Below are 12,959 nucleotides of genomic sequence, written 5' to 3'. Positions count from 1 at the left end.
TGTCTTGATCCGCAAAAGCGGTTCAGCACTCAACATCTGTGGTCGGGTCGAGTCAAGGGGCGTAACGAAATACAGAGAAGAAAGCCTCTGAAACTGCTCCTGATGATCTCCATGGCATTTCGTGATATACCCTTCCACTCCAGCGTCGACCGAGTAGGCTGGCATCCCCGTTGTTACGAAGGACCGTCACCGTTAGAACGGATATGTTCGGCGGGGACGGGGGCCGTAACTCGAAGATCGGCGGAGGGGAGCCGTGGATGATTCGCGGGGAGAGAAGTGGCGGGGGGTCGTCGACACGTTGACGACGCTGGCACTTCTGGTGATCGTCGGGGGCCTCAGCATGCTCTCCTTCGGCGACGAACGGCCGCACGTCGACGAGGTCTACTGGATCGGGTCGGCTTACTATTTCGACCTGGCCGTCCTCCGCGGCGAGCTTGACCACCCGGACTGGCGGCTGCTGCCGGCCCGGGAGAACCCGCCGATCGGCAAGTATCTCATCGGGGCCGTGCTCTACGCGGGGGGGATCCGGGTTGAGACGCTCGACGCTCTCGGGTCGTACTACCTGACGTTCTGGGATTGGGGCAAGGGCGAGGACCGGGCGAAGCGACAGGCGGTGGTGGACCGGATGTCCCCGGGCGCCGAGCGGTCCGTGCGGCTGGCGGCCTACCGGCCTATCCGCCCGGCGGAGCTCTACATCGGACGGGCCCTGGTGATCGCCCTGGGGTTCGGCTGTGCGCTGGGGGTCGCCTCGATCGGCCGAGCCTGCTCGGGCCGGGCGACCGGGGCGATCGCCGCCCTGGCGTTCGCGAGCCACACGATCATCATCATGGCCTACATACGCACCCTGGTCGACATCATCGCGCTGTTCTTCTCGATCATGGCCGTCCGGCTCCTGCTGGCAACAGTTCGGCCAGCCTTCGACGGTCCCCGGCGCTCGCAGGCAGCGACGGTGGGGCTCGGGATCGCGACGGGGTTGGCCCTCGCCCTCGCGTGCGGGACCAAGATGAACGCGCTAGTCGTCGCCGCCCTGGCGGGCGTCGTCTGGCTCTGCCTGGTCGTCCGGGCAGCCGGGTCATCCGGTCGATCGGCGAGGGCCCCGGCGGTGGGTCTCGGGGTCGGAGGGTTCGTCGCCGCCGTGGTCTTCGTGGCGAGCAACCCGGCGCTGTACCCGGACCTCCGGTCCGGGCTCTTCGCGCTGGTGGAGGAGCATCGCAGGACGGCCCAGCTTCAGATCGGCTTCCTCGGGAAACATATCTGGCTCGACCCGGGGATGGACCGGTTCCTGGCCGTGGCCGACCTCGTCGGGATCCGGCCCGAGGCCTTCGTGGTGGTTGTCCTAGCCGCGGTCTGCCAGTCGGTCGACGGCCTGAGGCGGTTCTCGCAGAATACGGTCGTCTGCCTCTGGTGGTGGATCAGCGTGGCCCTGGTGGTCATCTGGATCCCCTTCGCCTGGGGGCGTTACGCGGCGCCCGCGGTTCCGCCCAGCGTGCTCGTGGTCGCCAAGACAATCGTCGATGCAATCGGCGCCGTCCGCGCTCGCGCCGCGCTATGGCAAGGGGGAGGCTCGAGACCGGGACCCATCGATTGATCCCCCGCCGCAGTCCCCGATGGACCGCTCGCGGTCCCTCACCGGCACGTCCTCCCATGCCAGGGAGTTGGAGCGACGATGCTCACTTCGTGAACGCGGTGAGATCGACCTTGATGCCTTCTGGGATGGGCGGATTTTCAGCCGATTTCTCACAACCTACTTGTGCGGTAATCCCTTGATCTCGAGTGGCTTAATGTGCGCTGGCCGTGCCGAGACAGCCAATTCAATGAAGCAGCCGATTGGCTAAGTGTCAGCCGCTCATAGCTCATCCAGAATACGGTCTGGATGTCTCCGCTTTGGGAGTTCCTCAAGCGGAATTTTGAAACTTTCCCCTAGCACAACCACGACGCCTATGCAGATCAGCTGAATCCTTAATGGGAGCCAGTCCATCGCTTTTCCCGCCCCGAAGACCAAACCCAGGGCGACAGATGGAGCAACTACGAACGTCACGATTAGCGATGCGACCCAAATGGCCACTCGTGACCCATTAACTCGCCGGACACCCTGGTCGTTTTCGAGAAGATAGTAGATCAGGTGTGACTCTGTGTCATGGGCCAGCCGCACGTCGTCGTCACTCAGATCAGCGTGGATCACGTCAATGGAGCCGATCTCTTTATCGATGAATTCCATCGAATATCTCCGCTCCGAGTACATCGTGAGTGTCCCTTGGGCTTCATCTCGGCTCCGGCGGATCCGGAGGGACGGGCAGCCAGGGATGACGGAAGGCGAATTCGTATTTCAGATTGAGGACATGATGGTATTCGGCGAGCACGTTGTGTCTTTCGACGCCGGGCTTCGTTGCCCCATTCATCACCAATCCTTGCGAGGTGAGGCGGTTGACAACCTCCAGCCGTTGGTGCTCCCGCGCCAGGACGCGGTATCTCTGCATCCGCGTGGCCATTCGCTGGAGCGTGACGAGCCCCCCAAAGGCGAGAGCCAACACCACCACGGCGATCATGAGCGTTCGGATTCGAAATTTGGGCATTGTCCCCTCACTCTCCCAATCCTATCGGAGCGCAGAGTGGACGCCAAGTCGGGGTTGGGCGATACCCTCCGGGTATCGGTCAAGGCCCTCTACGATGGCCGCGAACGCTCATTTTCGGTAAAAGGGAGGGGCCAAGGTTCGGAAGGGGCCGATGGAAGGTCCTTGCCCTGCCGGACTTGACTCGGAGCGGGATTTGATGTCATCGCTGATCATGGCCCTGATCGCATTGGGGAGCCTATGTTGCGGCACCATCCTCGGATCACTGATGCGGACGCGTCTGCCCGAACAACACCTCCGAGATGACTCCAGGGACGTCATAAAGACGGCGTCCGGCATGATCGCGACGCTCGTCGCCCTGGTCATCGGACTGCTAGTCAACTCCTCCAAATCGACCTATGATCAGGCGAGCGCGAACGTAACACAGATCGGCGCCAAGGTGATTCTCCTCAATCGCACGATGGAGCGTTACGGGTCGGAGACGAAACCAATCCGCGACCGACTCCGTGAAGGGATCGCGACCAGCGTCGATCAGTTGTGGCCGACCGACGGCAAGAATCCGAGCCTGACCGGAATAGAGCAGGCGACAAGCTTGGACGACGTCCATGACATGATCGTGCAACTCTCACTGCAGGACGAAAAGCATCGCAGCCTGCGGTCACAGGCCCTTTCGACATGGGTTGATCTGGTACAGGCAAGATGGCTGGTCATCGAGCAAGCCCAGAATGTCTTGCCGACAGCATTCTTCGCCATGCTGATCTTCTGGCTGACGGTGCTATTCGTCAGCCTGGGTCTCCTTGCCCCGCGTAATGCGACTATCTGGTGCTGCCTTTTTATCTGCGCGATGTCGATGTCCGGGGCAATCTATCTGATTCTGGAGATGAACCGTCCGCTCGAAGGCGCCATCCAAATCTCGCCCGCTCCACTGCACAAGGCCCTTTCTGTGATTGGAAGGGGCACGAGACCAGGGTGAATTTGCCGCTCAGCCGTGGGCGAGGCTCTACCGCAAATCGCTCTAGCCGGATCCACCGGCTCGCCACCACCGCCAACGGAACGCGAGATAGGTGATCCCGTAGAGGATCAGGCAGAGTGGCGGGTACATCCCCAGGAATAGGGCCCAGACGGGCAGGGTCAGCGTCGGCGAGACCCGGACTGATGCTCCCGGCGGGAGGTCGGGCGCCTCGTCGGGCGACAACACCTGCTGCCCGTGCGTCTGGGTCATCGGGATGCTGAATGCCGCGGAATAGGGGCTGGTGATCGTGAAGGCCGCCAGACGCTCCTCGGAGATCGACGAGAAGCCCTGGAGGTAGTAGCGCATCCCGAGCGGGCCGGCGAACAGGAACAGCAGCGTCATGTAGGTTACGACGATCGCGACCGACGTCCGACGCGAGAGCGCCGAGCAGAGGAGGCCGATCGTCGACGTGGCCAGGCAGGTCGTGGCGATGATCAAGAGGAAGACGATGAGCGTCCAGAATCGGTCGCGGAGCTCGGGCAGGAGGACGTAGGCGAGCAGCAGTTGCTCGGTGAGGAGGAACGTGAGCACGGTCGAGACGCGGAGGGCCGCCAGGAGTTTTGCCAGGACGATCCGACCGGGCCGCAATAGCGTCGTGAGCAAGAGGCTGAGGGTCTGGCGCTCGCGTTCCTGGGTGATACTGCCGGCCGAAAAGACCGGGCCGACCAGCAAATTAAATGTGATCACATATGCCACGTAATACCCGGCCCGATCGGATCGGAGGAAGAGCAGGCCCGCCATCAGGGGGATCGAAAGGAGCATGCTCACCTGGATCACGACCCGGAGCATCAACGTCCCCTGGCTGAAGATCTCGCTCCGGAGTTCCTTGTCGAGGACCGGGTTCGTGCCGTCGGGCATCAGGTCGGGCCGCTTGGCGGGCGCGAAGAGGCGGTCGGGGAAGAGGTCGCGGTCGATCACCACGCCGATGGCGTATTTCATCTCCTCTTCTTCGTCGATGACGTCCTTCCCCTCGCTCCCGACGTCGGGAGGGTGGAGGAGCCGGCGATTGACGATGATCGCCACGACGGTCCAGGTCGCCAGGCACCAGGGCGGCAACACCGCGACCGTCATGAAGGAGACGAACTCCCGCGCCCGGGGATCATTCGGATCCGTCCTCGTCATCGCGACGCAGAGGACGGCGAGTGGGAGGATGACCAGGTAGCTCACCATCAGCGCCGAGCTGGTCCGCCGGAAGAAGCTCGAGCAGGCCACGCTCAACAGCCCGAACGTCCCGGCCGCGAGGATCAAGACGACGTAGGCACGGGCGATCTCCGACAGCAGGATCCCGCCCAGGAGGAAGCAGAGGATCATCAAGGGCAAGCTGGAGAGGATCAGGATCACGAGGTAGCTCAACGAGCTGAGCAGCTTGCCGACCAGGATGGTGGCGGGTTGGAGCGGGCTGGCCAGGAGCATCTCGTAGGTCTTCCGCTCCTTCTCCCCGGTGATGCTCCCGGCGGCGAAGGTCGGGGCGACCAGGGCGACGAGGAAGAACTGCCCGAGGAAGAAGAGCTCGAACAAGCGCCGGGCGACCCCCGATCCGACCTGGAGGGTCCCTTCGGTCTCGGCCGGCCAATAGAAGTAGACCAACGCGCTGAGGAAGAGCACGTAGGCCAGTTGCAACGCGAACGCACGGTTCGATCGGAGGTTGACGAGGAGCTCGCGCGTCAGGACGGGGTTGTCACGCAGCAACATGGGTCGTCGGTTCCGAAGGACCAGGGAGGAAGACCGGACGAGGCGCGAGGCTTCGACGCGACGGGTGTCCGGCCCGAGGGCCGTGCCCTCTCGCAAACGTCGGGGACGGGCGGATCAATTCACGATTCCCTTGGTAATCATCATGAACACTTCTTCCAGGCTCAAGGCTTCCTCGGCGAAGGAGTGGACGGCGATCCCCTCGCCGATCATGCGGCCGAGCAGCCGGGCCATGTCCTCGTCCTGGCCTTCGAACTCGGCCGTCAGGGTGTGGTCGAACGACTCGACGGACCGGACCGCCCCGTCGCCGCGCAAGATGGCCTCGGCGCGGGGGAGCGACCCGACGTCCAGCACCTGGACCTTCAGGACCCGGTGTGAGCGGAGTTGGCGCTGGATGTCCTGGATGCTCCCGGCGGCGAGCAGCTTCCCGCGCTCGATGATCCCGATCGACGTGCAGAAGTCGGCCAGCTCCGACAGGATGTGGCTGGAGACCAGGATCGTCTTGCCCATCCCCCGGAGCTCGTTCAGGAGCGCCTTCATCTCGAGGCGGGCCCTGGGATCAAGACCTGACGCGGGCTCGTCGAGGATCAGGACGGGTGGGTCGTGGACCAGGGTCTTCGCGAGGCAGAGCCGCTGCTTCATCCCCTTGGACAGGCCGTTGACGTAGTCGTCACGCTTGTGGGTGAGGTCGAGCAGCTCGAGGACCTCGCCGATGATCTTCTTGCGATAGGCGTAGGGGATCTCGTAAGCGACGGCGAAGAAGTCGAGGAATTCCCAGACCTTCATGCCGTCGTAGACCCCGAAGTCGTCGGGCATGAACCCGATGACCCGGCGGACGGCCATCGGGTCGTCGACGACCGAATGCCCCGCCACACGCCCTTCGCCGGACGTCGGCCGCAGCAACGTGGCCAGGAACCGGATCGTCGTGCTCTTGCCGGCGCCGTTGGGGCCGATGAAGCCGAAGACCTCTCCCTTGCCGATGGTGAAGCTCAGGTCGTCCACGGCGACGAAATCGCCGTAACGCTTCGTGAAGTTCGACACCTCGATCATGGACGAGCCGACTCCTGGCGCGGGTTATTACGAGGAGGAGGGGGAGAGATCGTCTTCAAGGCGGCCCCCGGCGAGCTTGGGGCGGGGGCCATCCCCTTGGTGGCCGGGCGACCGCCGGGTCGCGACCGACCCCGTCTTACACCGTCGTCCGGCATATCTTCGGGGCCGACGTTCGAACGATCGGGGCGCTGGGCTTCGGGGCGGATCAGGGCGTCGAACCGCTCGCCGGCCGGGGCGGGAGCGGCACCGAACCGGAGATGGACGACGACCGCGGTCAGCCCTCGATGACGGTCGACCGCGGGCTCGACCTTGGGGCCGACGAGGACCTTCGACGACCAGGCGACGAGGCGGACTTCCCCATGATTCTCGGGCCGATTCTCGACATACGTCCGGAACTCGCGGAGGAACGGGCGGATGTCGAGCTCCCCCCTGGGAACGCGTTTCGCTTCGGGCTCGGGAGCCGCTTTGACGTCCACCGTCGCACCGACGGCGATCGTCCCGAGATAGGTCTCCTGAGGGGTCTCGGCGTTGCCGACCTCGATCAGGACCGCGTCGTGGAGTTCCAGACCGCTCGTGTTGACGATCCGACGCGCCTTCCCGTCGCCCCCGCCCTCGCCCTGGTCCAATAGTGCGATCGTCCCGGGGAGGTCCACGAGTTGCTCGGCGCGGAAGAGCGAAAGGCTCCTCGGCTGGACCTGGAATCCCTGGAGCGCGGGGACCGGCTGCGATTGCCAGGTTGAGGTCGTGATGTCTTCACCGCGGAGCGATCGCCCGTTGTCCTGGGGCAAGGCCAGGGCGGTCGGGTCGTCGGGGAACGAGATCGAGTATTCGCCTCGCCCGGTCGAATAGAGCGAGGCGAACCGGCTCAGGTGGCCCCTCGCATAGCCGCCTTGCATCTCGAGGACGTCGATCTCGTCGCAGGCGGCCTCGTAGCCGACGTCGTACGCCGCGGCACGCTCGACGCCGACGGCGAAGGCCAGCGAAAGGATCGGGACGATCACCCAGGCCAACTCCCGGCGACCAAGCACAAACCGACAGATCAGCCAGTTGAGCGGCACCAGGGCGAGGACATAGGCGACGATGACTTTGAGGATGAACTTCGAGCTCGGGATCGAGATCCCCGAGGCTTCCTCGAGGATGTCGCGGCTCATCCGAGGCAAGGCCGAGGAGTCGACCCACTCGGCGACCGAGGACGTCGGCGAGTAGACCGCCGCGGGTCGCTTGTCCACTTGCAACGGGTTGACCTCGACCTTGGTCGTGGCCTCGCCCTGGGAACCGGCCTCGGGATCGACCCGCGGTTGCAAGGCCCCGACGTCTCGGCTCATGAGCCGGAACCAACTCAGGTCGGGCCCGGAGAGCGAGGCGAAGGTCGCCGGCCGCATCTCGACGCCGTTCCATCCCCCCTCGAAGAGGAGCATGTCCTCGGGCCGGCGGAGCAGGACGCGACGCACGAGGGTGTCGATCCCGGGCCATGCGGCGAGGGCCGGGTCGGTCGGGTTGACCGTCAGCATCAGGATCCGGCCTCGGCCGACCCTGGCCTCGACGCCGATCGTGTGCGGGGAGCCTTCACCCAGGGGGATGGTCGTTGCCCCCTTGCGAGGCCGGAGGCCGGAGAGGAAGACCGGCCGGTTCGACGCGGGCCGGATCGGCTCGGCCGGGAGGTACATCCTCTGGGCGAGGATCCCCACCTCGTCGTCGGGCCCGGGGATCGGTCGCGGTTCGTCGCGATCCAGGGGGGGGATGGGCGGTTGATACGTCTTCGAGAGGGGCGTCAGGTCTTCTTCCTTCAGCAAGACATTTTCACCCGACAGCTCCGCGGGCAGATAAGGGCCCAGGAAGCTCTCGCGGAGGGCCGCGAAGGAGGGGGCCGCGCCCCCGACGAGGATCAGTTGCCCTCCCCAGTGGATCCAGTCGAGCATCGCCTGCTGCTGGGCCGGCTGGAGTGCTTCCGGGGCCATGCCGTCCCAGATCACGTGGCTCATCGTCGTCCAGGTCAGCGGGTGGGAGGACAGCGGGGGCTTCTCGGGATCCAGGGGGAGGACGAGTCGATAGTAGCGCTGACGATCCAAGGTCGTCGGGTCGAATCGGTCCGCCGACATCGGCATCATGGCCTGGAACTGGTTCCAGCGGGCGTAGACGTCGTTGGAGCCCTTGGTCAGGATGAGGATCAGCATCTGCGACGGCTCGAGCAGCCGGAGCGACGCCTGCCAGACCTCGTCGGCGCGGATCGAGTCCTCGCGATGCAGGTCGAGGCTCAGCTCCTTGGGGACGCGGGGGAGCATCATCTGGAGGCCGATCCGGGACCTCTGCTCCTTCAACAACCTTGCGTCTCGACGGTAGACGACCTCCTGGGGAGAATCGAAGGCCGCCATCCCTTCGCGGGGCATCCCGACCATCCGCGCCGGGGAGGTCTGGAGATAGCCGACATAATCCTCATAGTTCGACCGGCACTCGAGCGAGAGGGTGCTCCAGTGGTTCGCCTTGACATACGGTAAGATGTCGAAGGGAGCGACCTGTGATCGGAAGAACTCGATCGGCGGCTTGAGCTTGTCCTTCTCGGTCTTCTCCTTGGCCTTCTCGGGGTCGGAGAGAATCTTGAGCCGGTCCTCCGTGGCCTGTTCCAGCGAACCATCCTGGGCCACGGAGAAGGAAGGGGTCGCCAGGAGGAGACCGACCGCCGCGAGGGCCGGCAGGGTGAGGCGGGCGAGCTTGTCGAACGGTCTCACGATCGATTGCCCCGTGACCTGGATAGATCCGCCGGACGCGGTGACTTCGGGCAAGACGGGCCTCTCGAAGCGGCCGGCCCTGAGTGTACCCCGTCTGACGAGGGTCCGATAGGGGCCGTTGTCCGGCTTGCGGGGGTTTCCCTCCGCCTTGTAGTCTGTCTCCCTTACGGGTCGTGACCGGGCCTCGGCCCGAGGAGGGGACGGATGTCGGACTTAAGTCAGTCGGAGCCTGAAAGGCCGTCCCGTTCGACCGCCATCGGCGTCCGAGGCGCCCGGGTCCACAACCTCCGCTCGGTCGACGTCGACGTCCCCCACGACCAACTCGTCGTCCTTACGGGAGTGAGCGGGTCGGGTAAAAGCTCATTGGCTCGCGACACCCTTTATGCCGAGGGCCAGAGGCGCTACGTCGAAGGACTCTCGAGCTACGCCCGCCAGTTCCTCGAGCAGCTCGAACGTCCCGACGTCGACCTGATCGAGGGGTTGCCGCCGACCGTCTCGATCGATCAGCGGTCGGGCACGGCCAACCCCCGGAGCACCGTCGCGACCGTCACCGAGGCTTACGACTACCTGCGCCTCCTCTACGCGAGGGCCGGCCTTCCACATTGTCCGAAATGCGGCCAGGCGATCCGCCGACAGACTCCCGAGCAGATCGTCGCCGGCGTCCTCGCGCTCCGAGAGGGACGAAAGGTCCTCATCCTCGCCCCGCTCGTCCGGGGCCGGAAGGGCGAGCATCTCGAGGCCTTCCAGGCCATCCGACGCGCCCGACTGATCCGCGCCCGGGTCGACGGCAAGGTGGTCGAGCTCGGCGACGACCCTCCCAAGCTCGCCAAGACCAAGACTCATGACATTGAGGCGGTCGTGGATCGATTGGTCGTCCGCGAAGGGATCCGCGCTCGACTGGCGGAGAGCCTCGACCTCGCCCTGAAGCTCGGCGAGGGGGCCGTCATCCTCTCGGCCGACGCGGCGGACGGCTGGGAGGACACGCTCCTGAGCACCCGTTACGCCTGCCCGACCTGCGGCGCAGGGTTCGAGGAGTTGGAGCCGAGGACCTTCAGTTTCAATAGCCCCCACGGCGCCTGTCCTGGCTGCGACGGCCTCGGGACGGTCTCGGCCTTCGACCCGAGACTGGTCATCCCCGACCTCTCGAAGTCGCTCGACGAAGGGGCCATCCTCCCGGTCGCCGGGAAACGCCCGGCCGCCGGGAACGCCCAGGAGATCGAGGCGGCGTTGAACGCCTTCGTCAAGCGCCGACGACTCCGCAAGGCCGCGCCCCTTTCCGCATGGTCGAAGGAGTCGCTGGAGCGTCTGCTCCAGGGAGACGAGCCCAACGATTTCCCGGGCCTGATTTCATTACTCGAGAGCGGATACGTGGCGGCGAAGACCGAGGCGAGGCGTTCGGCCTTGCGGCCGTTCCGCGACCAGTCCCCCTGCCCCGAGTGCCTCGGGGCCCGGCTCCGGCCCGAGGCCCGGGCGGTCACCCTGGGAGGCCGGGGTATCGTCGAGGTCACCGACATGCCGATCGGCGAGGCGTTCCGATACTTCGATGCGCTCCGCTTCGCCCCCCCCCTCGACCTCGTCGGCCCCCCCCTGGTCCGCGAGATCCGCCGCCGGCTCGAGTTCCTCGAACGGGTCGGCCTGGGCTACCTCACCCTTTCTCGAGGGGCCGACACACTCTCCGGCGGCGAGTTGCAACGGGTCCGCCTGGCGACTCAGATCGGGTCGGGGCTCGTCGGGGTCTGCTACATCCTCGACGAGCCGACGGCCGGACTCCACCCTCGAGACACGGGCCGGCTGCTCGACTGCCTGCGCGACCTCCGCGACCAGGGCAACAGCGTCGTCGTCGTCGAGCACGACGAGGCGACGATCCGCGCCGCGGACTGGGTCATCGACCTCGGGCCGGGAGCCGGGCCCGAAGGAGGCCTCATCGTCGCGGTCGGCCCCCCCTCGGCTCTCGAGGATAGCGGATCCTCCCTGACCGTCCGGTACCTCCGCGGGGAAACCCAAACCGAGCTCCTCGACGCCGGTCGGCTCGGCAAGAGCCCGGGCTGGGTCGAGATCGTCGGGGCCTCGGAACGGAACCTCAAAGGGGTCGACGCCAGGATCCCCCTCGGGACGCTGACCTGCGTCTCGGGAGTGAGCGGGTCGGGAAAGAGCACGCTGGTCCACGAGGTCCTCGCACGTTCCGCACGACTCGCCCTCCGTGAAGGGGCTCCTCCACCGGGTTCCGCCCGAGGCGTCCTCGGCCTGGAGGCATTCGACCAGGTCGTCGAGATCGACCAGTCGCCGATCGGCCGAGGGCCGAGGTCGACGCCGGCCACGTATACCGGGGTCTTCGACGAGATCCGCAAGGTCTTCGCCAGGGCCCGCGAGGCCAAGCTGCGGGGCTATGCCGCGAGCCGTTTCAGCTTCAACGCGAAGACGGGGCGTTGCGCCTCGTGCGAGGGCCAGGGTGTCCGCAAGGTCGAAATGAACTTCCTCCCCGATCTCCTCGTCACCTGCGAGTCCTGCGGGGGCCTGCGCTTCAACCGCCCGACCCTGGAAGTCCGGTTCAAGGGCCTATCCATCGGCGAGGTCCTCGCCCTCCGGGTCGACCGCGCCCGCGAAATCTTCGACGCCCAGCCGAAGGTCCTCCGAGGCCTCGAGTCGTTGCACGAAGCGGGGCTCGGCTACCTCACCCTCGGCCAGTCGAGCACGACCCTCTCCGGCGGCGAAGCCCAGCGCGTGAAGCTCGCCGCCGAGCTCGGCCGGGCATCGACAGGCCGGACCCTCTACATCCTCGACGAGCCGACGACGGGCCTCCACTTCGCCGATGTCGATCGCCTCCTCGGCGTCCTCGATCGCCTCGCGAAACTTGGCAACACCCTCGTCGTCATCGAGCACAACCTCGACGTCATCAAGACCGCCGACTGGGTCATCGACCTCGGCCCCGAAGGGGGCCAAGCCGGGGGCCTCGTCGTCGCCATGGGAACCCCTCGCGACGTGGCCCAGGTCGACGCGAGCGCGACCGGGCAGTACCTCAGAGAACTTCTCAAGCGGCCTTGACCCGATCGAGCCGCATTTCGCCTGACGATTCACCTACCGACCCGTTTGAGGTGTTGATCATGGACCTGCCTAAGGATCAAAACCCGGTCCTCTGTGTCGACGATCTCCACTTGGTGCCCTTTATTATCCGGTGTGCAAGGATCCTCGCATTTTTCCAGCGCTTCGCGCCCAAGAGATACTTGCCACCACCCGAGGAGAGGATCCCCCCCTTATTGCTGAAACGCCTGATTCGTGAATTGAAGACGCTGATTCCGAAATGGAAATGGACATCCTCGGCCCGAGCGATCCCTCGATCACCCGCCAAGCTCGGTGAGGAGTTCTTCTACGCGATCACCTCGCTCCGCACGAGCCGCAGCGACCTCCTGCGGGCCGGCTTCACGGATTGCGTCGCGGTCCTCGACGAGGTCTACTCGCTGCTGTTTTCGATAGGAACGAGAGCGACGGAGCGGAGACGCCGCTCCAAGTCACAGCCACCCAACCAACCGACGCAGTGAATTCGAACAACGACCCGACATCGGGCTAGAGCGAATCTCACACGCGTTGCGCATGTCGGAGGAAGACGGGGACTGGCTCCCGGCAGGATCAGGCTGGGCTTTTCGCGGAGGACCATCGAGGCCGGGTGCCTGTCCCCGTCTTCCGGGCCGTCGCCGTCTACTGCGGCGGAAACGGGGACAGCCTTCACGCCGCCATTCTGGCGGCACCCGAAACCCATGAAAATGGCGCCGGCGCTCTGCTACACTGGGCCCACGCCCCTGGCACGGCCTTACGCCGGAAAGGTGACTGGTGCTTCGAGCCCGCGGGACAGCCTGGCGAAGACATCGCGCGTACCCGAACCTGTAGCCCAACGGCGTCGGTCCCGACGCCCGCGGA

At 65.5% G+C, this 12,959-nt stretch carries 10 protein-coding genes; 5 read left to right on the top strand and 5 right to left on the bottom strand.

Annotation, left to right across the window (positions count from 1 at the left end):
* The first annotated feature begins 253 nt into the window (after window positions 1–253).
* Window positions 254–1,588, top strand: a complete 1,335-nt coding sequence (locus ACYOEI_RS29280; protein WP_462853211.1) for a phospholipid carrier-dependent glycosyltransferase — start codon at window positions 254–256, stop codon at window positions 1,586–1,588.
* Between the two features lie 258 nt (window positions 1,589–1,846).
* Here the strand turns inward: ACYOEI_RS29280 and ACYOEI_RS29275 are convergent, their stop codons facing one another.
* On the bottom strand, window positions 1,847–2,218 hold the full coding sequence (locus tag ACYOEI_RS29275; protein ID WP_462853210.1) for a hypothetical protein: 372 nt from the start codon (window positions 2,216–2,218) through the stop codon (window positions 1,847–1,849).
* Between the two features lie 43 nt (window positions 2,219–2,261).
* A complete protein-coding gene (locus ACYOEI_RS29270; RefSeq protein ID WP_462853209.1) occupies window positions 2,262–2,573 on the bottom strand; it encodes a hypothetical protein in 312 nt (103 codons plus the stop codon).
* A 196-nt stretch (window positions 2,574–2,769) separates the two neighbouring features.
* Here ACYOEI_RS29270 and ACYOEI_RS29265 point away from each other — a divergent pair, with 196 nt between their 5' ends.
* On the top strand, window positions 2,770–3,543 hold the full coding sequence (locus ACYOEI_RS29265) for a bestrophin-like domain (RefSeq protein WP_462853208.1): 774 nt from the start codon (window positions 2,770–2,772) through the stop codon (window positions 3,541–3,543).
* Between the two features lie 42 nt (window positions 3,544–3,585).
* Here ACYOEI_RS29265 and ACYOEI_RS29260 read toward each other — a convergent pair whose 3' ends face one another.
* The 3 genes from ACYOEI_RS29260 to ACYOEI_RS29250 all read right to left on the bottom strand — a co-directional run bounded on the left by ACYOEI_RS29260 (window position 3,586) and on the right by ACYOEI_RS29250 (window position 9,047).
* On the bottom strand, window positions 3,586–5,274 hold the full coding sequence (locus ACYOEI_RS29260) for an ABC transporter permease (protein WP_462853207.1): 1,689 nt from the start codon (window positions 5,272–5,274) through the stop codon (window positions 3,586–3,588).
* Window positions 5,275–5,388: 114 nt separating this feature from the next.
* A complete protein-coding gene (locus tag ACYOEI_RS29255; protein ID WP_462853206.1) occupies window positions 5,389–6,321 on the bottom strand; it encodes an ABC transporter ATP-binding protein in 933 nt (310 codons plus the stop codon).
* Window positions 6,318–9,047: a hypothetical protein gene (locus ACYOEI_RS29250; protein WP_462853205.1), complete on the bottom strand. Its 2,730-nt coding sequence runs from the start codon at window positions 9,045–9,047 to the stop codon at window positions 6,318–6,320. Before ACYOEI_RS29250 ends, ACYOEI_RS29255 begins: the two co-directional genes overlap by 4 nt.
* Window positions 9,048–9,251: 204 nt before the next feature.
* Here ACYOEI_RS29250 and uvrA point away from each other — a divergent pair, with 204 nt between their 5' ends.
* The 3 genes from uvrA to ACYOEI_RS29235 form a co-directional block, all read left to right on the top strand.
* Window positions 9,252–12,089, top strand: a complete 2,838-nt coding sequence (gene uvrA / locus ACYOEI_RS29245) for an excinuclease ABC subunit UvrA (RefSeq protein WP_462853204.1) — start codon at window positions 9,252–9,254, stop codon at window positions 12,087–12,089.
* Between the two features lie 212 nt (window positions 12,090–12,301).
* Entirely contained in the window at window positions 12,302–12,583 is a 282-nt protein-coding gene (locus tag ACYOEI_RS29240) for a hypothetical protein (RefSeq protein ID WP_462853203.1), read from the top strand.
* A gap of 125 nt (window positions 12,584–12,708) precedes the next feature.
* Window positions 12,709–12,959 (top strand): hypothetical protein (locus tag ACYOEI_RS29235; RefSeq protein ID WP_462853202.1); only part of this gene is annotated, 251 nt, incomplete at its 3' end.

Source organism: Singulisphaera rosea (genome assembly GCF_054877945.1).
The sequence above is the reverse complement of the archived record's forward strand: the minus strand, read 5'-3'. Positions and strand labels throughout refer to the sequence as shown.

Coding starts and splice junctions, on each gene's coding strand:
- ACYOEI_RS29270 (WP_462853209.1), bottom strand. CDS start 2,573: ATGCCCAAATTTCGAATCCGAACGCTCATGATCGCCGTGGTGGTGTTG.
- uvrA (WP_462853204.1), top strand. CDS start 9,252: ATGTCGGACTTAAGTCAGTCGGAGCCTGAAAGGCCGTCCCGTTCGACC.
- ACYOEI_RS29260 (WP_462853207.1), bottom strand. CDS start 5,274: ATGTTGCTGCGTGACAACCCCGTCCTGACGCGCGAGCTCCTCGTCAAC.
- ACYOEI_RS29275 (WP_462853210.1), bottom strand. CDS start 2,218: ATGGAATTCATCGATAAAGAGATCGGCTCCATTGACGTGATCCACGCT.
- ACYOEI_RS29265 (WP_462853208.1), top strand. CDS start 2,770: ATGTCATCGCTGATCATGGCCCTGATCGCATTGGGGAGCCTATGTTGC.
- ACYOEI_RS29255 (WP_462853206.1), bottom strand. CDS start 6,321: ATGATCGAGGTGTCGAACTTCACGAAGCGTTACGGCGATTTCGTCGCC.